The organism is Modicisalibacter tunisiensis (assembly GCF_020148005.1).
Taxonomy (GTDB): domain Bacteria; phylum Pseudomonadota; class Gammaproteobacteria; order Pseudomonadales; family Halomonadaceae; genus Modicisalibacter; species Modicisalibacter tunisiensis.
In genome coordinates this window covers 1,949,739-1,975,568 of the sequence record NZ_JAGXFD010000001.1, presented here as the reverse complement: position 1 = coordinate 1,975,568, position 25,830 = coordinate 1,949,739, and the positions used below count along the sequence as shown (strand labels likewise).

The following is a 25,830-nucleotide window of genomic DNA, read 5'->3' as shown; positions in this document are numbered from 1 at the left end:
CAACCGCCATTGCGAAGAGCGGATCATCCTGCGCAAAGGCGGCGAGAAATCCCTTGCCGGATCATCAATCATTGCTGCCAATAAATGTTGCCGGTAACTCCAGCACTCTTTAAACGACCTAAGAACTATCGACATCCGCACTGGGAATACATGCTCATAAAATGGCCATCAGACCCTTTCGCTTCGGGACGAGGTTGCGACAGGCAGCGCCGACGCTTATCGGCCTGGTGTTGTTTGGCCTGGCCATAGCATTGATTCACCATGGGTTGTCACAGTTCGATGTGCGGACTATCCAGCGACAGCTCGGCTCCCAGTCACCAATGGCCATCCTGCTGGCCACCATAGCCACAGCAGGAAGCTATCTTGCACTCACGGGGTACGACCGCCTGGCGGTTTACTGGATCGGCCGGTCGCTGCCCTATCGACGTATCGCCTTCGCTTCCTTCACCGCCTGCGCACTGTCGTACAGTGTGGGGCTGAACATGCTAAGCGGGGGCGCCTTACGCTACAAGATCTATGGCAGCTGGGGCCTGAATGCCCTGGAGATCGCCAGGATCATTGGCTTCGTCGCCTTGACCACCTTGCTGGGGATCACGGCTATCTTCGGCATCGCTCTCCTTGGCGAGGGCCGGCGCCTGACGGAACTGGTGACATTGCCTACATGGTTCGGCCCTTTCCTGGGGGGTGTTCTGCTTTGCATCCCCATGGGATGGCTATTGCTGGCCGCCCTGAAAATCCCGCGCCTGCACTGGCGTGGTCATGGGCTGAGCGTGCCAACCGTACCACTCGCGGCCGGTCAGATCGGGATTTCACTCGTCGATCATGCGCTTGCAGCAATGGCACTCTACCTCCTCATGCCCGATCATGCGGGATTCGGTCCGGCAGGGTTCCTGGGGCTCTTCGTCTTTGCCAACAGCGTCGGGCTCCTCAGTTACGTGCCCGGCGGCATCGGCGTCTTCGAAGCGATCATTCTCCTCGCCGTCCCCCAGGAGGCCAGAACGGGGACGATCGCGGCGCTAGTGACCTATCGCCTCATCTACTATCTGCTCCCCCTCCTTCTGACCGGACTGCTGCTCGCCTGGCATACCCTGCGGCGCCCTGCCAGAGGGCTCGTGACCTGGACCCTGCCCCTGGCGCCCTCGCTGTTTGCCGTACTGGTATTCGCGTCGGGTATTGTGCTGCTCACCTCGGCAGCGGTACCGAGCACCGACGCCGGCAAGGACTGGCTGGTCGCGCTGGTGCCCCTCGGTGTGATGGAGGTGTCGCACTTTGCAGGCAGCGTGATGGGGGCGGCTCTCCTGCTGGTCGCCGACGGGCTACGCCACCGGCTCAATGGCGCCTGGCTGCTGGCTTGCAGCTGTCTCGTCGGCGGACTCCTCTTCTCGCTATTCAGGGGCACAACCTGGCCTGAGGTGCTGGCGCTCGCCACGACCCTGGCCGCCCTCGTCGCCTGTCGTCGTGCCTTCGATCGCAGGACCCGCCTGCTCGCCGTGACGCCCTCGATCGGCTGGTTGATTGTCAGCACCGCCGTGGTCATCACGTACTTGTGGCTCGGCTTCTTTGCCTACCGGCATGTCGAATATTCCCATGAGTTGTGGTGGACCTTCGTCCTCGATCAGGGCGCGCCGCGCTTCCTGCGCGCGAGTCTCGGTATCGTGGCGGTATTGGCACTGGTGGCCCTGCGTCTGGCGCTGCGCCCGACCCCCTCAGGCTCGGCTACCACCCTGCCGACATCGACGGATCTGGCCCGCGCCGAGGGAGTCATTCAAGGGGCGGAGAACGCGGGTTCTTCGAGCTGGCTGGCGCTGCTCGGCGACAAGCCTCTGCTGTTCAGCCAGAGCGGGCAGAGCTTCATCATGTTCGGCATCCATGGCGTGAGCTGGATCGCCATGGGTGAGCCGGTCGGCCGCCTCGATGAGCGGCGTGAGCTGGTCTGGACGTTCCTGGAGACCTGCCGCCGGAACGGCGGACGAGCCTCGTTCTACCAGATCACCCCTGAAGCCATGCCGATATTCGCCGAGGCCGGGCTGGCATTTCAGAAGCTCGGGGAACAAGCCTACGTGCCGCTTGGTAATTTCGACCTGCAAGGGGCCGACCGATCCAGGTTGCGGCAGGCCCTGAACCGAGGGCGGCGCGAGCAACTCGTCTTCGAGGTGATCCCCCAGGCCGCCGTGCCGACCCTTGTCGATGAGCTGCAGGGGGTCTCGGATCAGTGGCTGAAGGCCAAGAACGCCAGGGAGAAGGGCTTTTCCCTGGGGCGTTTCGAGGTCGACTATATCCAGCGCTTCCCCATCGCGACGATCCGGCTCGAGGGGCGCCTTCTCGCCTTCGCCAACCTCTGCGCCACCCCCGATCGACGCGAGCTGTCCGTCGACCTGATGCGCCACCGGGACGACGCCCCCAACGGGGTGATGGATCAGCTCTTCATCGAGTTGATGCTGTGGGGACGCCAGGAAGGCTACGCCGAGTTTGACCTGGGCATGGCGCCGATGGCGGGACTGGAGGATCGAGCCTCGGCGCCCGCCCTTTCCCGGGCCGGCGCACTCATGTTTCGCCATGCCGAACACTTCTACAACTTCCAGGGCTTGCGTGCCTACAAGGCGAAGTTCAATCCCGTCTGGCGCCCGCGTTACCTGGCGGCACGCCCCGGGGTCGAGATGACGCGCACACTGGGTGACGCCGCCCTGCTCATCAGTGGCGGCATGAGGGGGCTGATCGGCAAATGAACCGGACTCGACGGCTCTGTGGCCTGCTATTGGTGCTGACCACCACGGTGGCCAGCCCTGGCGGCCTGCTGGCCCAGACAGTGAAGGGCCCGAGTGCGGCCAGCGCGATGCTCGCCGACCTGCCGCTTGTCGAGTACCCCGTCGCGGGCAATGGGCAGCTCATGGCGGTGTTCTGGTCGGGTGACGGCGGCTGGCGGGATATCGACCAGACCCTCGGCAAGCACCTGCAGGACGCGGGGGTGCCGGTGGTCGGTGTCGACTCCCTGCGTTACTTCTGGCATGAAAAGACCCCGGACCAGATCGCCACGGACCTGGCTGCCCTCCTCCGCCATTATCGAGCGGCCTGGGGGAGGCCTCGGGTGATCCTGATCGGCTATTCGTTCGGCGCCGATGTCATGCCGTTCGCTGTCAACCGGCTGCCCGATGAACTCAAGCAGCATGTCGTGCGCATTTCACTGCTCGGCTTGGCACGGGAGGCCTCTTTCGGCATCCATGTCGCCGATCGCCTGCTGGGCCGCTCGAGCCAGGACGAGCTGCCCGTGCTTCCCGAGGTGAGCAAACTCGACCTCGGGAAGGTTCAATGCTTTTACGGTGAAGACGAGCAGGACAGCGCCTGCCCGGCTGCCGTTTTCGATCGCGCCGAACGAATCAGGACCCGAGGCGGACACCATTTCGACGGTGACTATGCATCCCTGGCACGACACATCCTGAATGGCCTCGAATAGAGGCGGTGTGGCGAAATAGAAACCTCCCAGCACTCCACTGGCATGGCCATGGGACTTTGCCAATTTTTTAGTCAGCTTTCGGCCAGAAGCGGACATGCAGATTATGTCTGCTAATAAAGCGCGAAGCATGTCGCTCTTTTAATTGAAGCCGCAGGCACAACGAAAAGACGCCGCCGCGCTGGACCATACTGTTCCAGAGCGGGGAATGTGGGAGGGACGGGATATGCCAGCGACGACGGGTGACGACGACTTCCGCAGCGGCTATCTGGACTACGCGGCGCTGACCCGCCGGCTCGAGGGGTGGGCGGCGGCGTATCCCGAGCTGGTCGCGCTCTCGAGCATCGGCACCACGCCGGAAGGCCGCGAGATCTGGGTGCTGACCGTCGGCCCGGAGCCGCAGCGGAGTCGCCCCGCCGTATGGGTCGACGGCAACATGCACGGCGCCGAACTGGCCGGTTCCAGCGTCGCCCTGGCGGTGGCCGAGGCGGCCCTGGCGCTGCACCTGGGCCCCGGTGTCCTGCCCGGCGGGCCTACCGATGCCTTCCCGGAACACCTGCCCGAGCATCTGCGCGCGTTCCTGCGCGACGTGCCCTTCTACATCTGCCCGCGCCTGTCGCCGGACGGCGCCGAGCCGGTGCTTCGCCGGGGCGGCTTCGTGCGCTCCGCACCACGGCCCAGCCAGGGCGCGCCGGATCTGCCGCGCTGGCGCCATCAGGATCTCGACGGCGACGGCCGCTGCCGCTACCTGCGCCTGCCCGACCCCGCCGGCGATTTCGTCGCCTCGCCGCAGCACCCGGGGCTGATGCTGCCACGCCGGGTCGAGGACCCGCCGCCCTACTGGCGGCTCTACCCCGAAGGCGTCATCGACGGCTGGGACGGCGAGACGATCCCCGAGCCGCAGTGGCTCGAGGGCACCCCGGACTTCAACCGCAACTTCCCCTGGGACTGGCACGCGGAGCCCGGGCAGGTCGGCGCCGGCCCCTACCCCGGCAGCGAGCCCGAGACCCGCGCGGTGATCGAGTTCGCCGTCGCCCATCCGCAGCTCTACGCCTGGCTCAACCTGCACACCTTCGGCGGGGTGTTCATCCGCCCGCTGATCGACGCCCCGGACGCGCGCATGGACCCGGGCGATCTGGCCGTCTACCGGCAGCTGGCCGCCTGGGGCCGGGCGTGCGTCGGCTACCCCACCGTCAGCGGCTTCGAGGAGTTCACCTACGCGCCCGAGACGCCGCTGCATGGCGATCTCACCGAGTTCGCCTATCATCAGCGCGGCTGTGTGGCCCAGGTCTGCGAGCTGTGGGACCTGTTCGAGCGGCTCGGACAGCCGCGCCCCCGGCGCTTCGTCGAGCATTACACCACCTTCGACCGCGCGGCGATGGAGCGGCTGGCGGACTGGGACGCCACGCACAATGCCCGGCGCCTGTTCCGGCCCTGGCAGGCGCTCGCGCACCCGCAGCTGGGCGCGCTGGAGGCCGGCGGCCTGGACCCGGTGATCGGGTTGTGGAACCCGCCACCCGAGGCGTTGCCGGCGCTGTGTGCGGGGATCGCCGACTATTGGCTGCGCGTGGCCTCGCTGGTGCCGCGGCTGGCGATCGCCGAGATGCGCTGCGAGCCGCTGGGCGGCGACTACCGGGAACTGCGGGTCACGGTGGAGAACCGCGGCTACCTGCCGACCCACGGCGTCAATGCCGCGCGCGAGCGCCCCTGGAACGTCGGCGTCGAGGCCTGGCTGGAGACCGAGGGTTGCCGGCTATGCGAGCCCGGCCGGGCACGGCAGCATCTGGGCCATCTCGAGGGCTGGGGACGCGGCCTCGACGAGGCGGCGCACATGCCCTGGTACCAGCGCTCACGGGGCAGCGAGCATCGCGCCCACGCCCGCTGGCTGATCCGCGGCGAGGGCCGAGTCACCCTGCATGTCGGCGGGCCACGGCTGGGCTATCTGAGCCACCCCCTCGACATCGGGCCCGACGCGCCGACGCCCTGATGCTGTCAGGCACTCCGCCGGGCCCGACGCCAGGCCGGCAGACGCCGGGTTCCGGCGGGCGGGGCGTTGAGCCACGGCGCCAGCAACCGCGTCGAGAGCGGAATGAACACGAACACCATCACCGGGGTGAGCATCAGGGTGCTGGCCAGCACCCGCGGCACCAGCGGCAGGCTGCCGAGGGCATCGCCGAGCAGCCATTGAAAAGTCAGCGAGATCGGGAAGAACGCCAGCCAGATGGCGATGGCCTGCTTCCAGCGCGGCGGCGTCTGACCCCGGCCGTCGCGGAACCAGCTGTCGAGGCCGGTGGCCCGGAGCTCCTGGGGCGCCTCGAACAGGTCACGACCGCGGGCCAGCCAGGCGCGCCGCGACGCGGAGTGCTCCCACGTCGATAACGTCGCCTCATCGGCGAAGCGAAAGACGATCTGATACTCATTGTCGTCGGGTGGTGGCGCCAGTACGCCGGAGCCCAGGTAGCCGGCAAAGTCCGCAGCCAGGTCACGGCCCTCGTTGAGCCAGGCGTTGAAGTCCCGGTAGCGACCGCGAGCCACGCGGCGCGCCACCATCAGGGTGACGGGTGAAGTCGACATCGTGTATCTCCTTTTGCATCCGGCATCCCGGGTAGGGAGCCGGTGTGACGGGGGCCGGGGTAACGGCCCGCCGTTTCAAGGATGCAAAAGCTACACCACCGCTGCCGATCCGGCCACTGGCGAATGGCCGGCCCCGGCCGAGCGATCACAACTAGTCGAACAGCCCCTTCAAGGTGCGCGGCTGACAGCGCAGGTACTGATTCGGTGCATGCACGCTCGCCCCCAGCCGGGCCGCCGCGTGCCAGGGCCAGCGCGGGTCGTAGAGCATGCCCCGGGCCAGGGCCACGGCGTCCGCCTCCTCGCCGACCAGGATCCCCTCGGCCTGCTCGGGCTCGGTGATCAGCCCCACCGCGATCACCGGCATCGTCGTCTCGGCCTTGATGCGCCGGGCGAACGGCACCTGGTAGTTGGGGCCGAGGTCGAGACGCTGATCCGGCGACAACCCGCCTCCCGAACAGTGCAGGAAGCTGCAGCCGCGCGCTTCCAGGGCGCGAGCCAGCACCACGCTCTGCTCGAGATCCCAGCCGCCCTCGACCCAGTCGCTGCCGGAGATGCGCACGCCCACCGGCTTGTCGGCGGGGAAGACCTCGCGCACGGCGTCGAACACCTCCAGCAGCAGGCGCATGCGATTCTCCAGGCTGCCGCCGTAGGCATCGTCGCGCCGGTTGCTGAGCGGCGACAGGAACTCGTGGAGCAGATAGCCGTGCGCGGCGTGCAGCTCGATCAGGTCGAGCCCCAGCCGGGCGGCACGCTCGGCCGAGGCCACGAAGTCCGCCTTGAGCTGCTCGATCTGCGCCGTGGTCATCGCCCGCGGCTCGCGCTGGCCCGGCGAGTAGGGCACGGCGGAAGGCGCCAGGGTGTCCCAGCCGCCCTCCTCCAGCGGCAACTGGCCACCGCCCTCCCAGGGCACCCGGGACGAGGCCTTGCGCCCGGCGTGGCAGAGCTGGATGCCGATCGGCATCGGCGAATGCGCCCGCACCGCCGCCAGGGTCCGGGCCAGCGCCCGTTCGTTGGCGTCGCTGTAGAGGCCGTGGTCCCAGGGGCTGATGCGCCCCTCCGGCGAGACCGCCGTGGCCTCGATGATCAGCAGGCCGGCGCCGGACAGCGCCAGCTGGCCGAGGTGGATGGTGTGCCAGTCGGTCATGCTGCCTTCGCCATCGGCGGAGTACTGACACATGGGGGCGATGACGATGCGGTTGGGCAGCGACAGCCCGCCGAGCGTGAGGGGCGTGAACAGCCGAGGTGACACCATGCGAACTCCCGAAACGAATGCGTGTGTCGGGAAAATTTACGCGGCTAACGGATGCCTGGCAATGTCACCCCGGCCACACCGATGGCGTCAGGGTGCGAGAGAAGGACCGCAAAAAGAAAACCGGCGGCAGGCCGGCGCGTGCTGCGCCGGCCTGCCGCCGGACCGGACAGGCGGGGCTGTCAGGCCGCCTCGGCGACCGCCACCGCCTCGCTGTGGCGCTTGATCGCCGCATAGCCCAGGCCGGTGACCAGCGAGCCGGCGACGATCGCCAGCAGGTAGGGCAGCACCGGGCTGATGGCATTGGGGATCAGCAGCACGAAGATACCGCCGTGGGGGGCCATCAGCTTGGCGCCGAAGAGCATGGACAGCGCCCCTGTCACCGCGCCGCCGACCATGCAGGCGGGAATCACCCGCAGCGGATCCTTGGCGGCGAAGGGGATCGCCCCCTCGGTGATGAAGCACAGCCCCAGCACGAAAGAGGCCTTGCCCGCCTCGCGTTCCGGCTCGGAAAACTTCTGGCGGGCGACGAAGCTGGCGATGCCCATGCCGATCGCCGGCACCATGCCGGCGGCCATGATCGCCGCCATCGGCGCATAGGTCTCGGAGGCCAGCAGCCCGACACCGAAGGTGTAGGCCGCCTTGTTGACCGGCCCGCCCATGTCGAAGCACATCATGGCACCGAGCAGCGTGCCGAGCAGCACGGCGTTGGCCGAGCCCATGTTGTTGAGGAAGCCGGTCAGGCCGTCGAGCACGGCCGCCACCGGCGTGCCCACCACATAGATCATCACCAGCCCGGTGAACAGACTCGCCAGCAGCGGGATGATCAGGATCGGCTTGAGCGACTCGATGCTCGCCGGCAGCTTGACGTAGCGGGTCACGGCCTTCGCCGAATAGCCCGCCAGGAAGCCGGCGAGGATGCCGCCGATGAAGCCGGCACCCAGCGTGGAGGCCAGCCAGCCGCCGATCATCCCCGGGGCGATGCCGGGCCGGTCGGCGATCGAGTAGGCGATGTAACCGGCCAGCACCGGCACCATCAGCTTGAAGGCGCTGCCGCCGCCGATCTGCATCAGTGCCGCGGCCAGGGTACCGTCCTGCTCGAAGGCCTTGATGCCGAACACGAACGACAGCGCGATGCACAGGCCGCCCGCCACCACCATGGGCAGCATGAACGACACCCCGGTGAGCAGGTGCTTGTAGACGCCCTTCTCCTTGACGCTCTTCTTCGCCTCGCCGCCGTCGCCGGCCGCGGCCTGGGTGGCGCTTTCCACGGCGGCATTGTCCAGCGCCGCCGTGATGGTCTCCTTGGGCTTCTTCAGGGCATTGCCGGTGGAGGTGCGCCACACGCGCTTGCCGGCAAAGCGGCTGGGATCGACCTCGATGTCGCAGGCCAGGATCACCACGTCGGCGTCGCGAATCTCCGCCTCGGTCAGCGCGTCCTGGGCGCCGACCGAGCCCTGGGTCTCGACGCGGATCGCGTGGCCCAGGGCCCGCCCTGCCTCGGCCAGCGCCTCGGCGGCCATGAAGGTATGCGCCACCCCGGTCGGGCAGGCGGTGACGGCGACGATGCGCCGCCCCGCCCCGTCATCGGCCGCGGTGGCCGCGTCGGGGGCGGCGGGTGTGAAGGGCGTCGCCTCGCGGGCGGCCCGTTCGAGAAAGTCGCCCGGGTCGGGCAGCGCCTGATTGATCGGCGCCTGGAACAGCGGCTTGCCGCGGAAGCGCTCGGGATCGGGCACCCGATCGGCGGCGACGATGATCAGCTCGGCGGCGTCGATGGCCTCGGCGGAGACCGGCGTGACCGGCGCCAGTTCGCCGTGCATCTCCACCGTCGCGTGCCAGCCTCGGCGGAGGGCCGCCTGCTCCAGCCGGCGCGCCGCCAGGAAGGTCGTCGCCATGCCGCTGGGGCAGGCGGTAATCAGAATCACGTTCATGCGTGGACTCCCCCTGCGTGCCGTTCGCCGTCGTCAAGGCGCTGCACGCGTGTTTGTCGTTGGAGATCGTTGAAGTCGTCGGCGTGCGGGTCGCCCACGCCGACATGGCGCACGGCTTCCGCGGACAGCGCCGTGGCGAAACGCAGTACCTGCTCGGGCGGATGGCCGCTCAGCACCCCGTGGAGCATGCCGGCGACCAGGGTGTCCCCCGCGCCCACGGTGCTGGTCACCGCGACCGTCGGCGGCAGGGCCAGCCATTCGCCGCGGCGGCTGGCCCACAGCACCCCGTCCCGGCCGGCGGAGATCAGTGCCTCGGCGACACCGGCGGCATGCAGCCGGCGCACGGCCTGGAGGCGCGGGGCCTCGCCGTCCAGCGATTCACCGGCCCAGTCGGCCAGCTCCTGCTCGTTGGGCTTGACCGCGGTCGGCCCGGCGTCGATCGCCGCGGTGAGCGCGGGGCCGCTGGTGTCCACCCATACCGGGATGCCCCGCTCGCCCAGCCGGGTGACCAGCGCCACCAGGTCGGTGGCCTCGACCCCCGGCGGCAGGCTGCCGGCGATCACCACGGCGTCCGGGCGACGCGACGAGTCGCCGGCGCGGGCGTCGAGGTCGTCGCGCAGCGCCTCGAGCGCGCCGGCGTCCACCGCCAGGCCGGGGCCGTTGATGTCGGTGACGCGCCCGTCGTGCTCGGCGACCTTGGCATTGATGCGGGTCTCGCCGGCCACCCGCCGGCAGGCGTCTTCCACGCCCAGGTCGGCGAAGGCGCGCACGAAGACCCCGTCGTTGGCGGCACCGAGGAAGCCCGAGACCGTGACGTCATGGCCCAGGGCCACCAGCACCCGCGCCACGTTGACGCCCTTGCCGGCGGCCTCCAGGTGCGTGGACTCGGTGCGGTTGACCCGGCCCAGCGCCAGTTGCGGCAGACGGATCGCCAGGTCCAGCGCGGGATTGAGACTGATCGCGAGAATCCGGGCCATCAGAGTGCCTCCAGCGCTTCGCGGACCGCCTCGGCGGTGGACTGCGCCAGGGCGGCCTCGGCATGGCGACGGGCCTCGTCGAGGCTCAGCTCGCGCAGCCGGGCCTTGACCATCGGCACCTGACGGATCGACACCGACAGTTCATCGACGCCCAGCCCCAGCAGCACCGGGATCGCCTGGGCATCGCTGCCCAGCTCGCCGCACACACCGACCCACTTGCCCTTGGCATGGGCGGCGTCGACGGTCATCTGGATCAGCCGCAGCACCGCCGGGTGCAGGCCGTCGGACTGCGCCGAGAGTTCGGCGTGGCCGCGGTCGATCGCCAGGGTGTACTGGGTCAGGTCGTTGGTGCCGATCGAGAAGAAATCGACCTCCTCGGCCAGGCTCGGCGCCAGCAGCGCGCAGGAGGGGATCTCGATCATCACGCCGAGCTGCACGTCGCTCGCCCCCACTTCGGCCTGGACGCGCTCGAAGATCGCGCGGGCGGCGCGGAACTCGGCGATGTCCTTGACCATCGGGAACATGATCCGCAGCGGCCTGTCGCCGGCGGCGGTGAGCAGTGCGCGCAGCTGGGTCTCGAGAATCTCGGGCCGGGTCAGCGCCAGGCGAATGCCGCGCAGGCCGAGGAAGGGGTTGTCCTCCTGGGGAAGCGGCCAGTAGGGCAGCGGCTTGTCGCCGCCCACGTCCAGGGTGCGGGCCACCAGCGGGCGGCCGTCGAGGGCCTCGATGGCCTGGCGGTACTCGCCGATCTGGGTCTCGAGATCGGGCGCCTCGGCATGGGCCATGAACACGAACTCGGTACGCAGCAGGCCGACACCCTCGGCGCCGTGCTCGACGGCGTCGCCGGCGTGGGCGGTATTGCCCAGGTTGGCCGCCACCTCGACGCGATGGCCGTCCCGGGTGAGCGCCGATTCGAAACGCTGGGCATGCGCCTCGCGCTCGCGGATCTCGCGCTCCTTGAGGCGCAGCTCGGCGCGGTCGCGACGCTCGTTGGACGGCGCGGGAATCACCCGGCCCCGTTCGCCATCGAGGATCAGCTCGGTGCCGTCGGCCAGCGTCATCACCCGCTCGCCGGCGCCCACCACGGCGGGAATGCCCAGCGCCCGCGCGAGAATCGCGCTGTGCGAGGTGGCACCGCCGCGCACGGTGAGCAGCCCGCGCACCTTGCCGGTGTCGAGTCGCGCCACGTCGGAGGGACCGACATCCTCGGTGACCAGGATGTAGGGCGCGTCGGGCGGCGTCGGCATCTCGGCACCGCAGAGAATGCCCAGCACCCGACGGCCGACATCGCGCAGATCGGCCGCCCGCTCGGCGAGCAGGCGATCGGCGAGCACCTCCTGGGCGCGCGCCGCCGTGTCCACCGCCTGCCACCAGGCCGCCTCGGCGGACAGGCCATCGGCGATGCCCTCGTGGGCGGCCTCGCGCAGTTCCGGGTCGTCGAGCATCTCCTCGTGCATCGACAGGATCTCGGCCACCTCGCCGCCCTTGGCCTGACGAATCAGCGCCTCGAGCTGCTCGATGGCCTCGTGCATCGCCCGCTCGAGACGCCCGCGCTGGGTGGTGGCGTCGCCAGCCCGCTCGCCCTGCAGGTCGCGGGCCCGTTCCGGATAGTCGAAGCGCGGCAGGCGCATCACGAAGGCCGGCGCGATGGCCAGCCCCGGCGACGCGGCCACCGCGGGATGGGGCGTGTCGGCCGGCAGCGGCTCGAGTTCGACCGTGGCGCCCGCCTGCTCGACGTCATCGACACCGCGGCGCTCCTCGAAGGGCTCGACCTTCTCGCCCAGCCCGTCGCGCACCGCCGCGGCGACCTCGGCCAGGGCCTCGGCGGCACCCGCGCCCTCGGCGGAGAACACCAGCGTCTGACCGCGCCGCGCACCCAGGCCGATCACCTTGGTCAGGCTCGCCGCCGAGACCGACTCGGCCGCACCCTCGAGCAGCCGCACCTTGATCGGCAGCGCCTGGGCGCGGGCCACCTGCACCAGCTGCTTGGCCGGGCGCGCATGCAGGCCGTGGGCATTGAGCACCCGGACCCGCGCGGTCTCGGCGCTGGCCGTCTCGCCGGCCAGCCGCGCCAGCACGGTCGCCGCATCGGCATCGGCCAGCGCCTCGCCGCCACCGGCATCGAGCAGTTCGGCCAGACGCTCCAGCAGGCCGCGATGCGCGTCCCCCTGCCCGGCCAGGCAGAACACGCCGTTGACCGGACCCAACGGGCCGGAGAAGGCCTGCTCCGGCGTGGCCAGCGACAGCGCCGGCGTGCTCACGCCGCGGTCGCTGCTGGCCAGCCACAGGCCCTGGCCCAGCGCCACCGGCTCCTGGGCGACGACCGCCGCGACGAAGTCGCCGTCGACACAGCCGACCTGACGCAGCCGCGCCGCGCCGGCCAGGGCCAGTTCGAAGCGGTCCCGGGCGGGGAAGTTCAGGCACAGCGTGTCGGCATCCACCCGGGCGCTGACCGGCGCCCTGGACAGCTCGGCGAGCACCGCCTCGCGGCTGGTGGCCGACGCCAGCCGCCCGGCCACACCGTCGCGGTCGAGCACATGGGTGAGCGCGCGCAGGATGTCCAGATGCTCGTCGCTCTGCGCGGCGATGGTCACCAGTACGTGCACCCGGTTGCCGTCATGCCACGCGACCCCGTCGGGGAACTGCAGCACGCGCACGCCGGTGGTCAGCACCTGATCGCGGCTCGCCGGCGTGCCATGGGGGATGGCGATGGCGTTGCCCAGATAGGTCGATGACTGGGCCTCGCGTTCGTGCAGGCCATCGCGGTACTCGGGGGTCGCGCGGCCGGCCTCGACCAGCGAACGCGCCGCCTGGTCGAGGGCGTCGCGCCAGTCGGCGGCCCGGCAGCCGAGCACGACGTCGTCGGTTTGAAGCGTCAACATGGATAAGCCTCCTCGCGGTGCCGGCAGCCACGGCCCCGGCGCCGCCCTCGGACACGGGACAGGGTCGTCGCGGATTCGACTTGTCCCGTCTCGCTGAATCGTGTCACCTTGTTCATGGGAGCAATGCTGAAACGATCCACCCGATTAATCAAGCGCCTTTCCCTACGACCTTGGCAGGGGGCCGAAAAACCCCCACTTCCGTAGAATGGACGCATCATCCCAACCGGAGCCGCAACGACGAGATGGCCATGACTCTTGCCGAAATCGCCCGCCTGGCCGGCGTCTCACGCACCACCGCAAGCTATGTGATCAACGGCAAGGCCGAGGAGCGCCGCATCAGCCGCGACACCGTCGAGCGCGTGATGGCCATCGTCGAGCGCTACCAGTACCGGGTCGACGCCCAGGCCGCCGCCCTGCGCCGCGGCCAGAGCCATACCCTGGGGCTGATCATTCCCGACCTGGAGAACGCCAGCTACGCCCGGCTGGCCAAGCGCCTCGAGCGCGGCGCCCGCGAGCAGGGCTTCCAGCTGCTGATCGCCGGCTCCGACGACGACCCGGCCACCGAGCGCGAACTGGCCCGTGCCCTGCGCGCCCAGCGCTGCCAGGCGCTGATCGTCGCCACCAGCCTGGCGGCGGCGGACCCCTTCTACGTCGACCTGATGGCCGGCGGCCTGCCGGTGATCGCCGTCGACCGCGCACTCGATCCGGCGCGCTTCGTCTGCGTGCTGAGCAACAACGTCGCCGCCGCCGAGACGCTGACCCGCTCGGTGCTGGATGCCGACGTGCACCACATCGCCTGGCTCGATGCGGTGGACGAGCTGTCGATGACCCGGGAGCGCCGGCAGGGATTCGAGCAGGCCGTGGCAGCCGCCGGCGCCGAACCGTGGATCCTCTCCGCGGCGCGCTACGATCGCCACGACGGTGCCCTGCTGATGGAGCGGCTGCTGGCGGAGCGCGGCATGCCCGACGCCCTGGTCACGGCCTCCTATACCCTGCTCGACGGCGCCCTGGACGTGCTGCTGGCCCGCGGCGACCTGCCCGATACCCTGCGTCTGGCAACCTTCGGCGATGATCGGCTGCTGGATTTCCTGCCGCGGCCGGTCAACTCGCTGCCTCAGGATCACGCCCGCATCGCCGAGCTGACCCTGGCCCGCGCGATCGCCGCGGCGCGCGGCGACTATCGCCCAGGGGTGACGGTCGTGGAGCGCTCGCTGCGCTGCCGGGCGCCATGCACCGCGCCTTCGACGACCTGTTGACGCCGGTCATTGACCCCGGCCCGGGAGACTGGCCACGCTGAACACAGCCAGCCGATCCCGTTGCCGAGGAATCCCGCCATGACCGAGCTGCCCTTTCAGGATCGTCACGACGCCGGTGAGCGCCTTGCCAGTCATCTGTCGGGCCGGGTGACACCACCGGCGGTGGTGCTCGGGCTGCCGCGCGGCGGCGTGCCGGTCGCCGCCGAGATCGCCCGCCGGCTCGATCTGCCGCTCGACGTGCTGGTCGTGCGCAAGCTGGGCGTGCCCGGCCACGAGGAGTTCGCCATGGGCGCCATCGCCAGCGGCGGGGTCACGGTCGTCGACGAGGACCTGGTGACTCGACTGGGGATCGGTCCCCGCGCGCTGGATGCCGTCATCGAGCGCGAGCGCGCCGAGCTGGCCCGGCGCGAACAGGCCTATCGCGGCGATCGCGCCTATCCCGACCTCGCCGCCGCCACGGTGGTGCTGGTCGACGACGGCATCGCCACCGGCGCGACCATGCGTGCCGCCGTCCAGGCGCTGCGACGCCTCGGCGCCGGACGCTGCATCGTCGCCGTGCCGGTGGCCGCCCCCGACAGCCTGACGCTGCTGCGCGACGAGGCCGACGAGGTGGTGTGCCTGGCCGCGCCCGAGCGATTCTCGTCGGTCGGCCAGTGGTATCGCCATTTCGACCAGACCAGCGACGCCGAGGTCCGCCAGTGCCTGGCCGATGCCGCCGCGCCGGGCACACCGCGGGGTTGAGCCACCGCCCGAGCATGCCTGCGGGCATGGCCAGCCACGGCCGGGCCCGCTAAGCTGGGCGCTTTCGTCGCCGGCAGGACCCACGCGCCCGATGACCGATTCTCCCGCCGCCTCGCTGCCCGAGGTACTGGCCGGCCCGCTGCTGCGGCGGGCCGAGCCGACCAATCTGACCCTGTGGCTGGTGGCCTCCCGGCCGCTCGAGCTGCAGCTGACCCTGACGCCGGGCGATGGCGAGAGCCGCCGCCGGCCCCTCGATGACGCCTGCCGCCGGCTGCGCGTCGGCCGCCACGCCTGGGTGCACCTGATTCACGTCACCCTGGACGACGCCCTGCCCGAGGACGTGCCGATCGGCTACGACCTGCATATGGCGACCGGTGATGGCGGGTCGCGTGGCATCGCCGAATGGGCACCGCACCTGCTCTACCCCGGCCAGGCGCGTCCCGACTTCGTGCTGCGCTCGCACTGCGACGACCTGCTGCACGGCTCCTGCCGGCGCCCGCATCATCCGGCGGCCGACGGCCTGGCCCGTGCCGACCGCTGGTTCGCCGCGCACCGCGACACGCCCGAGGCCCGTCCGGCCCTGCTCATGCTGACCGGCGACCAGATCTACGCCGACGACGTCGCCGGCCCCCTGCTGGCCGCCATCCACGCCCTGATCCGGCGCCTCGGGCTGTACGGCGAGCGCCTCGAGGGCGCGGTGGTCAACGACAGCGCCGAGCTGCTCGCCCATCCGGCCACCTACTACCATCGCGAGCGCCTGCTGCCCGAATTCGAGTCCAGCGAGGCCCTGCGCGAACGCTTCTTCGGCGGGGTGCGCAAGCCCATCTTCACCACCGCCAACGCCTCGAATCACCTGATCACCTTCGCCGAGGTGGTCGCCATGTACCTGCTGGTCTGGTCGCCGGTGGCCTGGCGGTTGATCGACCCGCCCCGCCCGGCGCTGGACGCCGGCGACGCGGCCACCTGGGACAGGGAAGCGGCGGCCATCGACGACTTCGTCGCCACGCTGCCGCAGGCGGCCCGGGTCATGGCCCAGCTGCCCACCCTGATGATCTTCGATGACCACGACATCACCGACGACTGGAACCTGACCGCCGCCTGGGAGGAGACCGCCTACGGCCACCCCTTCTCGCGGCGGATCATCGGCAACGCCCTGCTCGGCTATCTGCTCTGCCAGGGCTGGGGTAACGCCCCGCCGCGGCTCGACGCGCCGCTCGGCTCGCTTGCCGCGCTGCTCGACGCCGCCGCCGATGACGCGCTGCCGGCCGAGCGACAGGACACGCTGATTGGCGAGCTGCTGCGCTTCGAGGGCTGGGACTACACCCTGCCCACCACGCCGCGAGTGGTGGTGCTGGATACGCGCACGCGACGCTGGCGCAGCGAGCGCGCCCGGCACCGCCCGTCGGGACTGATGGACTGGGAAGCGCTCAGCGACTTCCAGCAGACGCTGCTCGACGAGCCCAGCGTGATCGTGGTGTCGCCGGCGCCGATCTTCGGCGTCAAGCTGATCGAGGGCATCCAGCGCCTGTTCACCTGGGCAGGCAAGCCGCTGCTGGTGGATGCCGAGAACTGGATGGCGCATCGCGGCGCCGCCAGCGTGATGCTCAACATCTTCCGTCACTCGCGCACCCCGGGGCACTACGTGATCCTCTCCGGCGACGTGCACTACTCCTTCGCCTACGAGGTCCGCCTGCGCCATCACCGGCATGGCCCGCGCATCTGGCAGGTCACCAGCAGCGGGCTCAAGAACACCTTTCCCGACACCCTGCTCGACGCCTTCGACCGCCTCAACCGCTGGCTCTACGCCCCCTGGTCGCCGCTCAACCTCTTCACCCAGCGCCGGCGCATGCATGTCCGCCCGCTGGTGCCGGAACGCGCCCGGGCCGGCGAGCGGCTGTGGAACGGCGCGGGCATCGGCCATGTGCGTCTCGACGCCGAGGGGCGCCCCCGCGAGATCGCCCAGCTCGGCAGCGACGATCGCGACACACGCTTTCTCTGACGCTGGCGCCGCCGCTCACTCGACGCCGGCCGGCAGGGCGTCCAGCGTCTCCTCCAGGGCCAGGCGGAGCGCCTGCAGCCGCGCCTCGCGGGCCGAGGGGGCCAACCGCGCGATCTGGGCTTCCAGCTCGCCGGATAGCGTCGCGACGCGATAGAGGCCGAGCCCGACGGCCTCGCCCCTGAGCAGGTGCGCCTGATGGGCGAGCGCCGCGTCGTCCGAGTTCGCCCGGGCGGCCTCCAGCCGGGACAGGCGCTCCGGGACCTGGCCGCGGAACAGCGAGATCAGCTCCGCGAGGGTGTCCCGGCCCAGCGAGTCGTGCAACTCGCCGAGGACGGCACCATCGACCAGCGGCGACTCCGGCGAGGCGTCCGAGGCCGGCGGGGACGCCCCCGGCAGGGACGCCCCCGGCAGGGACGCCCCCGACGCCTCGCCCTCGCCGTCCAGGTAGTGATGCAGCAGACGCTCGAGGGACTCCGGCAGCACCGGCTTGGTCAGGTAGCCATTCATGCCCGCCGCCAGGGCACGCGACTTCTCGCCCGCCATCGCTCCCGCGGTCATGGCGACGATCGGCACCTCGGCGAGCGCCCCGCCCTGCTCGCGGATCGCCCGGGTCGCGGCGATACCGTCCATGCCGGGCATCTGCATGTCCATGAAGATCAGGTCGAAGGCCTCCTCGCGGGCCCGCGCCACGGCGGCCCGACCATCCTCGACCACCGCCACCTCGAGGCCGAAGCGCTCGAGCATGGCGCTCGCCACCTGGCGATTGACCGGGTTGTCCTCCGCCACCAGCACCCGCCCCGCGAGCCGGGCCCGCCCGGCCTCGGGGAACCGGGCATGGGACGGCGTCGGCAGGCAGGCCGCGGCGGCGGCCGGCAGCGGCAGCTCGACCCAGAAGCGGCTGCCCTCGCCCTCGCGGCTGGCGAAACCGATCTCGCCGCCCATGGCACCGGCCAGCCGCTTGCAGATCGCCAGCCCCAGCCCGGAACCGCCGAAGCGCCGCGCCGTCGAGGCGTCCGCCTGACGAAAGGGCTCGAACAGGGCGGCCTGACGATCGACGGGGATGCCGCATCCGGTATCGCTGACCGCGAATCGCACCCGACCGGCCGCCACGCACGTGACCGTCAGCGTCACCTGGCCGGCCTCGGTGAACTTGAGGGCATTGGAGAGCAGGTTGAGCAGGATCTGGCGCAGGCGCCCGACGTCGCCGCGCAGGTACACGGGCAGCGCCGGATCGAGATGGCCCGCCAGGGTGACCGCCGAGCCGTCGGTGCGCGGGGCGAACAGCCGCATCACGCTGTCGATGCAGTCCCCGAGGTGAAAGGGCCCGACCTCCAGTTCCAGATGCCCGGCCTCGATCTTCGAGAAGTCGAGAATGTCGTTGATCAGGCTGAGCAGGATCTCGGCGCTCTCGTGGATGGTCCGCGCATAGTGGCGGGAACGCGGCTCCTGCAGGCGATCCAGCAGCAGCGCACTCATGCCGATCACGCCGTTGAGCGGCGTGCGAATCTCGTGGCTGACCACCGCCAGGAAGTCCGACTTGGCACGACTCGCCGACTCGGCGCGCTCCGCCGTCACCTCGAGCTCCCGGCTCAACGTCTCCAGCCGTCGCCGGGAGGCGTCGTTGTCCCGCGCTTCCTGGAACAGGAAGCGCACCACCACCAGCGTGGCCAGGCTCATCAGCACGATCAGCGCCAGCAGCAGGGCATAGAGCTGGAACATGGTTTCCCGCGCCCGCGTCTTGGTCTGCGCGAAATGCTCGTTGATCGCCATGATCAGCCGCTGGGTGTCGCTGCCCAGGACCTGGAAGCGCCCCTGCAGCTGCTCGAGAATCGCCGGTGTCAGCCGCTGCAGCCCGCGCAGGGTGTCATCGATGGCGGCCACCTGCGCGAGTATCGGGTCGATGCGCCCCTTCACCGCCGGAATCGAGCGAATCAGCTCGGCGATCTGCCCGTCGACGAGCAGCCGCGAACGGCTGTAGAGCAGGTCGAAGGACAGCCGCAGCTCGTCCAGGTCCGCCGGGCTGTCCGCCCGACCTTGCAGCACCTGGCTGCGCAGCTCGACGGTATCGCGGTCAAGCTTGTAGGCGATCCAGGCGGCATCGTTGCCGATCGTCGGCACCAGGCTGCCCTGGCGCCAGAAGATCAGGCTGACCACGCCGATGGCACCGACGAAGAAGCACACCGCCGCCACGACGCCCAGCTTGAGACGCAGGGGATACTGCACGCGAACCTCCGGAATCGGCAAGCGGCCGGCGCGCCGCGCCGGCCGGCGTCACTCACTCCACCTCGATGGTGGCCACCTGCCAGGCGCTGCGAAAGCGGATCTTCTCGGTCTGCAGCTCGGGATGATCGTCGAACGGGTAGAGCACGAACAGCGGCCCGAAGTTGCGTACCGACATCGGCTTGCCGTCCCGGCGCATGGCCAGCAGCACGTCGTTGTCCTCGACGTCGCTGACCGGAATCTCGGCGACGAAGTCGTTGAGCGCCTTGACCCGCAGCTGCCGGCCGCGAGCGCCGACCGCCGCCAGCAGATCCCGGCCCAGCGGCCCCTCGAAGCGCGAGACCCCCTCGGTCCAGGGGGTGTGAGTCCTGACCGCGTGCATCCCCAGATTCCGCAGCATGGCGGCATCGAAGCGGGCCTCGTCACCGGCGTTGGTGCGCGTGATGTCGCCGGTCACGGTCAGGATCACGCGCCCCTGCGGGCTCGGCAGCTCGGAGCCGGCCTGGGCGGCGGTGCACGGCAGCAGCAGGGTCAGCAGCAGGAACAGGACTTGACGCATGATGGGCCTCGTTGTCGGCAAGAAAGGAGCCTCGGCTCCGGCAGTGTCTGGGCGGCCACATCCTGTCTGCATGCCCACGGATGAATGATGAGGTCGGCGTCAGGGAACGGCCGGCCGGGTTTCCAGAATCTCGACCGGCACACCGAGGTGCAGCTCGCCGGCGTTCAGCGCGACCAGGTTCTGGCCGAACAGCACCTTGCCGTCCGGCCCGCGGCGGTAGCGTGCCAGCGTTCGCAGCGGCTCGCGATCCGGCTGGAAGCGCCCCGTGGCCGGATCGACGGTGGTCATGACGCAGCGGGAACAGGGCGTGTCGACGAGAAACTCGACCTCGCCGATGCGCAGGCGCCGCCAGCCGTCCTCGGCATGCGGTGCGGTGCCCGTCACCACCAGGTTGGGGCGAAACTGGGCCATGCGCTGCGGCCGCTCGAGACGCGCGTTGAGCGCCGTCAGCGAGGCCTCGCCAATCACCATCAGCGGGTAGCCGTCGGCAAAGCTGACCCGCTTGCCCAGCCCCGGCCGGTAGCGCGACGAGACCTCGCCCAGCCACAAGAGCCGCGCCGGCTCCCCCAGCAGGTCGGAGAACCAGCGATCCAGGGCCGATTCGGTGGTCAGGGCCGCGAAGTGATCCCCCCACACCGCCGTCTCGAACGGCCGGGCGGCGAAGCGCCGCGTCACGGCCTCGATGCGCCCGGCATCGGGATGCCAGATCGACAGTCCCTCGGGCGACGGCTCGGCGACGATGCACTGCAGCCGGGGATGCGTGCGTGCCGTGAGAAAAGTGCCGTCGGGGCGCACCAGCATGTAGCGGCGATCCCCCAGCAGGCCCTCCTCGCCGACCGTGGCACGCTCCAGCGAACGCCCGGCGGTGGATTTTATCGGGTAACGGTACAGGCCGGAAAGGCGCGGCGAGGCCTTGGCTGCGTGCATGACGACTCCCGTACGACGACGCGACAGAATGACGCCACCGGCCGGGCCGGTGGCACCGTGGCCGCCGCGGCGAACGCGCAACGGCGAATCGGGCGGGACGGCCCGCAGCCCGCCCCGCCGGCTGGATCACCCGATCAGCGCACCACCATCACCGACATGTCGGCACGGTGGACGACATGCTCGGCATTGGGGCCGAGCAGGCGTTCCGCGAGGTTGCGCCGGGTGTGCGACGCCATGACGATCAGGTCCGCACCGATGGCGCTGGCACTCTCGACGATGCCCACATAGGGCGAACCCTCGGCAATGATGCACTGGGTCTCGATCTCGTCGGGCACATGCTCGGCGACGAAGCGGTGCTGCGCCTCGGACAGCGCCTGGCGGGCCTTCTCGCCGAAGTCCTCCGGGAAGAAGCTGCCCACCAGCGGCATGTGGTAGTCGGGCAGCACGGTGACGATATGCAGGCTGGCCTCGAAGGTCCGGCACAGGGCGAGCGCCGTGGGCAGCGCCCGCTCCCAGGAGGCCGGTTCGTTGAGGTCGACGGGCAACACGATCTTGCGGTACATGGCGTTTCTCCTACACCGCGGGCGCCGGGGTGGACGATGCCTGCCGGCGACGACGCTGCAACAATACCACCAGGGCGAAGACGGCCAGCCCCGGAATCCACATCCACTCCTTGGCCCAGCGCTCCTCGGGTGCCTTGACGGACAGGATCTGCTGGTCGAACTCGAAGCCCAGCTCCTCGGCCTCGCTGCCGAAGGTGGTCATGTCGACGACCGTCTTGCCGTCATCCTGCATCAGCTGCAGACCGAGGTTGTCCATCCGTTCGGCCCCGGTGGCACCGTCCGGGCGCGGGATCTGCACGTAGAATTCGGTGGGATTGCCGTAGGCATCCACCCCGGCGACCTTGACGCGCAGGTTGTCGCCCTTGCCCAGGCTGCCCAGGGCCTGCTCGAACTGGGCCGGCGGCACATCCCGGTAGGGATCGTGAATCATGTCCATCCAGAACCCGGGGCGGAACAGCGTGAAGGCCACCAGCAGCAGCAGCAGGCTCTCGTACCAGCGGCTCCTGACCAGCAGGAAGCCCTGGGTCGCCGCGGCGAAGATCAGCATCGCCACCGTCGCCACCACGAAGATCAGCAGGCCGTGCCAGAGATCGACGTCGATCAGCAGCAGATCGGTGTTGAAGATGAACAGGAACGGCAGCGCCGCCGTGCGCAGGCTGTAGTAGAACGCCTGAAAGCCGGTGCGTATCGGATCGCCACCCGACACCGCCGCCGCGGCGAACGAGGCCAGTCCCACCGGCGGCGTGACGTCGGCCATGATGCCGAAGTAGAACACGAACAGGTGCACGGCGATCAGCGGCACCAGCAGGCCGTTCTGCTGGCCCAGCGAGACGATCACCGGCGCCAGCAGCGCCGAGACCACGATGTAGTTGGCGGTGGTCGGCAGCCCCATGCCGAGGATCAGGCTGAGCACCGCGGTGAGCATCAGCATCAGCAGCAGGTTGCCCATCGACAGCGTCTCGACCAGGTCGGCGAGCACCAGGCCGACCCCGGTCTGGGCCACGGCGCCGACGATGATCCCCGCCGTCGCCGTGGCGATGCCGATGCCGATCATGTTGCGCGCCCCGTCGACCAGGCCACCCCACAGGTCGAGGAAGCCTTCGCGGATATCCGCGGCCATGCGACTGCGCCCGCGGAAGATCGCGATCAGCGGCCGCTGGGTGACGATGATGAAGATCATGAACATGGTCGCCCAGAAGGCCGACAGCCCCGGCGACAACCGCTCCACCATCAGACACCACACCAGCACGATCACCGGCAGGATGTAATGCAGGCCGACCATGACCGTGGGCCGGGTCTGCGGCAGCGTGACGACCGCTTCATTGGGGTCGTCCTCCTCCAGCTCGGGGTAGTACGAGCTGACCTTGAGCAGCGCCACGTAGATCGCCACCAGCGCCACCGCGACCACCCAGGGGGTCGACTCGCCGAGCACCGGCTTGAGCCAGCCCAGGCCATAGTAGACGGCGAACGACAGCGCCATCAGCGCGATCAACCCGCCCAGGAAGCCGATCACCTTGTTGAGCAGCGGCTTGACCGGATTGCTGCTCTCCAGCCCCTTCATGCCGGCCTTCATCGCTTCAAGGTGAACGATGTAGATCAGCGCGATGTAGGAAATCAGCGCCGGCAGGAAGGCGTGCTTGATCACTTCCACATAGGAGATGCCGACATACTCGACCATCAGGAAGGCCGCGGCGCCCATCACCGGCGGCATGATCTGGCCATTGACCGAAGACGCCACCTCGACCGCACCGGCCTTTTCGGCGGAGAAGCCGACCCGCTTCATCATCGGCACGGTGAAGGTGCCGGTAGTCACCACGTTGGCGATCGACGAGCCGGAGATCAGGCCGGTCATGCCCGAGGCGACCACGGCGGCCTTGGCCGGACCGCCGCGATAGTGGCCCAGCAGCGAGAACGCGACCTTGATGAAGTAGTTGCCGGCCCCGGCCTTCTCGAGCAGGGCGCCGAACAGCACGAACAGGAAGACGAAGCTGGTGGAAACCCCCAGCGCGATGCCGAACACCCCCTGGGTGGTCAGCCACTGGTGGTTGGCCAGGCCCTCGAAGCTCACCCCGCGGTGAGCCAGCATGCCCGGCATGTACGGGCCGGCCAGCGAATAGACCAGGAACACGATCGCCACGATCATCAGCGGCGGGCCGAGCGCCCGACGCGTGGCTTCCAGCAGCAGCAGCATGCCCACCACGGCGACTACCACATCCTGAAGGATCGGGTCGCCGGGCCGCTGGGCCAGCTGGTCATAGAAGAGATACAGATAGGCCGCCGCGCCGGCGCCCAGCAGTGCCATGACCCAGTCGGTCAGCGGCACCCGGTCGCGCGGCGAGCGCTTGAGCGCCGGATAGGCCAGGAAAGCGAGAAACATGGCGAACGCCAGGTGAATCGAGCGCGCCTCGGTGGCGCTGAACACGCCGAACTTGAGCATGAAGGGAAGCGGCGAGGCAATCCACAGCTGGAACAGCGACCAGAGGGCCGCCACCCCCAGCAGAATCTTGTGAGGCGTTCCCGTGAGCTTGCGGGAACCGGTGTCGCTGGACGCGACCAGATCCTCGAGCTCCTGGGAACTGGCAGGTGACGACTTGTTGTCTTCAGCCATAGCAATGCCCTGTGTCTGCGACCGGGGCGACCGGCAGATTGTCGCCAACGATCATCGGCTTGTGACGCATACATTCAGTGTAGGCGGCGTCGAGCGCATTTCGACGACGCCGAGAACCAACGATGCGCGACCGCCCGAAGGCAGCCGCGCATCGCGTCAAGCGGAGGAGCTGTCGACTCAGTCGATCCAGCCGCGCTCCTTGTAGTAGCGAGCCGCGCCTTCATGCAGCGGTGCGGTCAGGCCGTCCTTGATCATTTCCTCGGGCTTGAGGTTGGCGAAGGCCGGATGCAGCTTCTTGAAGCGATCGAAGTTCTCGAACACCGCCTTGACGGTCTGGTAGACCACGTCCGGGTCGGTATCGGCATCGGTGACCACGGTGGCCTTCACGCCGAAGGTCTGGACGTCATCCGGGTTGCCCTTGTACAGGCCGCCGGGGATGGTGACCTTGGAGTAGTACGGGTACTTCTTGACCAGGGAGTCGACGGCGTCGCCGGTCAGCGGGATCAGCTTGGCGTCGACGGTGGTGGTGGCTTCCTGGATGGAACCGTTGGGGTGGCCGACCACGTAGACCATGGCGTCGATGTTGTTGTCGGCCAGGGCGGACGCCTGCTCGGCGGCGGTCAGCTCGGACGCCAGGGAGTAGACGCCGGAGTCCCAGCCCTTGGCATCCATCAGCACTTCCATGGTGGCGCGCTGGCCGGAACCCGGGTTGCCGATGTTGACGCGCTTGCCCTTGAGGTCGTCGAGCGTCTTGATGCCGGAATCGGCACGGGCCAGCAGGGTCAGCGGCTCGCCGTGCATGGAGAACACGGAGCGCAGATCCTTGAACGGCTTGTCGAAGGTGCCTTCGCCGTTGTAGGCACGATAGGCGACGTCGGACTGGGCGACACCCATGTCGAGCTCGCCGGAGATGATGCCGTTGATATTGGCTACGGAGCCGCCGGTGGACGGCGCGTTGCACTTGATGTTGGCGTCGTCGACGCGATTGACCATGCGGCAGATCGACTGGCCGACCACATAGTAGACCCCGGTCTGGCCGCCGGTGCCGATGGTGATGAAGTTCTGCTGCGCCTGTGCCGGCGTGGACAGCGCGGCGGCGCCCATCAGCGCCCCGGAGAACATGGCGGAAAGTACGTGGCGTTTCATGCAAGACACCTCTTTCTTGGTTTGTTGTCGATCGCTTCCTGCCCCGATGCCCGGCAAAGCCGAAGCATCCGGCAGGCGGCCGGACCCTTCTTCGCTCGGCCATCGCCGAGCCGGTACGGCTTACCCGCAAGATACGCACGGCAGCAAGCGGCTGCAAAAGGAAACGCTAAAACAGCGCTCACCCCGCACTGCGGGCCTGTCGACCATCGAGACACAGGGTAGCCGATTCAAGCGTTTACAGGGCGTTTATCTTTCTGATTAGCCCGAGACAAAACAGTCGGTTAAGCGGCGCTTATCATACAAGAATTCCTTCCGGAGAAAAGCCTGGCCGCAGCAACTCCCGCTGGCCCGTACGCCCGAAGCGGCTGGCCGACCTCCGGGCCACATGGTAGGGTGGGCCGCTTTTGCGCGCACCGCCCCCGAACCGACGACGGTCGACGATGCCGGTCGCGCCACAAGCTCTCGACCAAGGTCCCTCTCTCATGCCGGATACGTCCGCTTCCCCTCGCCCCCGCTCCGAGAAACGCTGGGGCGACCCCCTGGTACTGACACTCACCATCGGGTTCATTGTGGTCTTCGTGGCCCTGTCGCTGTACGACATCGACGGTGTCGCCAGCGCCATCGGCGCCGGCTTCGCCTGGACGGCCCGCACCCTCGGGGCCTACTTCCAGCTGTTGCTGCTGCTGACCTTCTTCATCGCCATCGGCCTGGCGGCCACCCCCGCCGCCAAGGCGCGCATCGGCGATCTCG

General features: G+C 69.4%; 18 protein-coding genes. 7 read left to right on the top strand and 11 right to left on the bottom strand.

The features are described from left to right. The first annotated feature begins 161 nt into the window (after nucleotides 1-161). The 3 genes from mprF to KGQ91_RS09185 all read left to right on the top strand — a co-directional run bounded on the left by mprF (nucleotide 162) and on the right by KGQ91_RS09185 (nucleotide 5,435). Nucleotides 162-2,726 (top strand): bifunctional lysylphosphatidylglycerol flippase/synthetase MprF, encoded by a 2,565-nt coding sequence (gene mprF / locus KGQ91_RS09195; protein ID WP_224415379.1) that lies wholly within the window; start codon nucleotides 162-164, stop codon nucleotides 2,724-2,726. Then, on the top strand, nucleotides 2,723-3,451 hold the full coding sequence (locus KGQ91_RS09190) for a virulence factor family protein (RefSeq protein ID WP_163647604.1): 729 nt from the start codon (nucleotides 2,723-2,725) through the stop codon (nucleotides 3,449-3,451). Before mprF ends, KGQ91_RS09190 begins: the two co-directional genes overlap by 4 nt. Nucleotides 3,452-3,674: 223 nt before the next feature. After that, nucleotides 3,675-5,435, top strand: a complete 1,761-nt coding sequence (locus KGQ91_RS09185) for a M14 family metallopeptidase (protein ID WP_224415380.1) — start codon at nucleotides 3,675-3,677, stop codon at nucleotides 5,433-5,435. A 5-nt stretch (nucleotides 5,436-5,440) separates the two neighbouring features. On the opposite strand, the gene KGQ91_RS09180 is transcribed toward KGQ91_RS09185, so the two are convergent. The 5 genes from KGQ91_RS09180 to ptsP all read right to left on the bottom strand — a co-directional run bounded on the left by KGQ91_RS09180 (nucleotide 5,441) and on the right by ptsP (nucleotide 13,061). Continuing rightward, nucleotides 5,441-6,022, bottom strand: coding sequence for a putative antibiotic biosynthesis monooxygenase (locus KGQ91_RS09180; protein ID WP_224415381.1), 582 nt, complete (start codon nucleotides 6,020-6,022; stop codon nucleotides 5,441-5,443). 151 nt (nucleotides 6,023-6,173) lie between these two features. Continuing rightward, nucleotides 6,174-7,274, bottom strand: coding sequence for an NADH:flavin oxidoreductase/NADH oxidase (locus tag KGQ91_RS09175; RefSeq protein ID WP_224415382.1), 1,101 nt, complete (start codon nucleotides 7,272-7,274; stop codon nucleotides 6,174-6,176). Nucleotides 7,275-7,453: 179 nt separating this feature from the next. After that, nucleotides 7,454-9,202 carry a PTS fructose-like transporter subunit IIB gene (locus tag KGQ91_RS09170; RefSeq protein WP_224415383.1) on the bottom strand — a complete coding sequence of 583 codons (1,749 nt, stop codon included), beginning with the start codon at nucleotides 9,200-9,202 and terminating at the stop codon, nucleotides 7,454-7,456. Further along, on the bottom strand, nucleotides 9,199-10,179 hold the full coding sequence (pfkB, locus tag KGQ91_RS09165; RefSeq protein WP_224420833.1) for a 1-phosphofructokinase: 981 nt from the start codon (nucleotides 10,177-10,179) through the stop codon (nucleotides 9,199-9,201). Before pfkB ends, KGQ91_RS09170 begins: the two co-directional genes overlap by 4 nt. After that, nucleotides 10,179-13,061 carry a phosphoenolpyruvate--protein phosphotransferase gene (ptsP, locus tag KGQ91_RS09160; protein ID WP_224415385.1) on the bottom strand — a complete coding sequence of 961 codons (2,883 nt, stop codon included), beginning with the start codon at nucleotides 13,059-13,061 and terminating at the stop codon, nucleotides 10,179-10,181. Before ptsP ends, pfkB begins: the two co-directional genes overlap by 1 nt. A gap of 248 nt (nucleotides 13,062-13,309) precedes the next feature. Between ptsP and cra the strand changes: the two genes are divergently transcribed. From cra to KGQ91_RS09145, 3 genes are all read left to right on the top strand, one after another. Next, entirely contained in the window at nucleotides 13,310-14,317 is a 1,008-nt protein-coding gene (gene cra / locus KGQ91_RS09155) for a catabolite repressor/activator (protein WP_224420832.1), read from the top strand. Between the two features lie 78 nt (nucleotides 14,318-14,395). Beyond that, nucleotides 14,396-15,058: a phosphoribosyltransferase gene (locus KGQ91_RS09150; protein ID WP_224420831.1), complete on the top strand. Its 663-nt coding sequence runs from the start codon at nucleotides 14,396-14,398 to the stop codon at nucleotides 15,056-15,058. A gap of 91 nt (nucleotides 15,059-15,149) precedes the next feature. Next, nucleotides 15,150-17,057, top strand: a complete 1,908-nt coding sequence (locus KGQ91_RS09145; protein WP_224415388.1) for a metallophosphoesterase family protein — start codon at nucleotides 15,150-15,152, stop codon at nucleotides 17,055-17,057. A gap of 15 nt (nucleotides 17,058-17,072) precedes the next feature. Here KGQ91_RS09145 and KGQ91_RS09140 read toward each other — a convergent pair whose 3' ends face one another. The 6 genes from KGQ91_RS09140 to KGQ91_RS09115 form a co-directional block, all read right to left on the bottom strand. Further along, nucleotides 17,073-19,280, bottom strand: coding sequence for an ATP-binding protein (locus tag KGQ91_RS09140; protein WP_224420830.1), 2,208 nt, complete (start codon nucleotides 19,278-19,280; stop codon nucleotides 17,073-17,075). Between the two features lie 52 nt (nucleotides 19,281-19,332). Next, on the bottom strand, nucleotides 19,333-19,836 hold the full coding sequence (locus KGQ91_RS09135; RefSeq protein WP_224420829.1) for a putative pterin-binding protein: 504 nt from the start codon (nucleotides 19,834-19,836) through the stop codon (nucleotides 19,333-19,335). Between the two features lie 99 nt (nucleotides 19,837-19,935). Continuing rightward, a complete protein-coding gene (locus KGQ91_RS09130; RefSeq protein ID WP_224415390.1) occupies nucleotides 19,936-20,763 on the bottom strand; it encodes an MOSC domain-containing protein in 828 nt (275 codons plus the stop codon). Between the two features lie 134 nt (nucleotides 20,764-20,897). Beyond that, nucleotides 20,898-21,326 (bottom strand): universal stress protein, encoded by a 429-nt coding sequence (locus tag KGQ91_RS09125; protein ID WP_224420828.1) that lies wholly within the window; start codon nucleotides 21,324-21,326, stop codon nucleotides 20,898-20,900. Between the two features lie 10 nt (nucleotides 21,327-21,336). Beyond that, complete coding sequence (locus tag KGQ91_RS09120) at nucleotides 21,337-23,934, bottom strand: TRAP transporter permease (RefSeq protein WP_224420827.1); 2,598 nt, start codon at nucleotides 23,932-23,934, stop codon at nucleotides 21,337-21,339. 177 nt (nucleotides 23,935-24,111) lie between these two features. Continuing rightward, nucleotides 24,112-25,080 (bottom strand): TAXI family TRAP transporter solute-binding subunit, encoded by a 969-nt coding sequence (locus tag KGQ91_RS09115; protein WP_224420826.1) that lies wholly within the window; start codon nucleotides 25,078-25,080, stop codon nucleotides 24,112-24,114. 482 nt (nucleotides 25,081-25,562) lie between these two features. On the opposite strand from KGQ91_RS09115, the gene KGQ91_RS09110 reads away from it, so the two are divergent. Next, nucleotides 25,563-25,830, top strand: a 268-nt coding sequence (locus KGQ91_RS09110; protein WP_224420825.1) for a BCCT family transporter, incomplete at its 3' end; no start/stop codon positions are given.

Bases quoted from the DNA above. Each gene is read 5' to 3' on its own strand.
- mprF (WP_224415379.1), top strand. From the start codon at position 162: ATGGCCATCAGACCCTTTCGCTTCGGGACGAGGTTGCGACAGGCAGCG.
- KGQ91_RS09190 (WP_163647604.1), top strand. From the start codon at position 2,723: ATGAACCGGACTCGACGGCTCTGTGGCCTGCTATTGGTGCTGACCACC.
- KGQ91_RS09185 (WP_224415380.1), top strand. From the start codon at position 3,675: ATGCCAGCGACGACGGGTGACGACGACTTCCGCAGCGGCTATCTGGAC.
- KGQ91_RS09180 (WP_224415381.1), bottom strand. From the start codon at position 6,022: ATGTCGACTTCACCCGTCACCCTGATGGTGGCGCGCCGCGTGGCTCGC.
- KGQ91_RS09175 (WP_224415382.1), bottom strand. From the start codon at position 7,274: ATGGTGTCACCTCGGCTGTTCACGCCCCTCACGCTCGGCGGGCTGTCG.
- KGQ91_RS09170 (WP_224415383.1), bottom strand. From the start codon at position 9,202: ATGAACGTGATTCTGATTACCGCCTGCCCCAGCGGCATGGCGACGACC.
- pfkB (WP_224420833.1), bottom strand. From the start codon at position 10,179: ATGGCCCGGATTCTCGCGATCAGTCTCAATCCCGCGCTGGACCTGGCG.
- ptsP (WP_224415385.1), bottom strand. From the start codon at position 13,061: ATGTTGACGCTTCAAACCGACGACGTCGTGCTCGGCTGCCGGGCCGCC.
- cra (WP_224420832.1), top strand. From the start codon at position 13,310: ATGACTCTTGCCGAAATCGCCCGCCTGGCCGGCGTCTCACGCACCACC.
- KGQ91_RS09150 (WP_224420831.1), top strand. From the start codon at position 14,396: ATGACCGAGCTGCCCTTTCAGGATCGTCACGACGCCGGTGAGCGCCTT.
- KGQ91_RS09145 (WP_224415388.1), top strand. From the start codon at position 15,150: ATGACCGATTCTCCCGCCGCCTCGCTGCCCGAGGTACTGGCCGGCCCG.
- KGQ91_RS09135 (WP_224420829.1), bottom strand. From the start codon at position 19,836: ATGCGTCAAGTCCTGTTCCTGCTGCTGACCCTGCTGCTGCCGTGCACC.
- KGQ91_RS09130 (WP_224415390.1), bottom strand. From the start codon at position 20,763: ATGCACGCAGCCAAGGCCTCGCCGCGCCTTTCCGGCCTGTACCGTTAC.
- KGQ91_RS09125 (WP_224420828.1), bottom strand. From the start codon at position 21,326: ATGTACCGCAAGATCGTGTTGCCCGTCGACCTCAACGAACCGGCCTCC.
- KGQ91_RS09120 (WP_224420827.1), bottom strand. From the start codon at position 23,934: ATGGCTGAAGACAACAAGTCGTCACCTGCCAGTTCCCAGGAGCTCGAG.
- KGQ91_RS09115 (WP_224420826.1), bottom strand. From the start codon at position 25,080: ATGAAACGCCACGTACTTTCCGCCATGTTCTCCGGGGCGCTGATGGGC.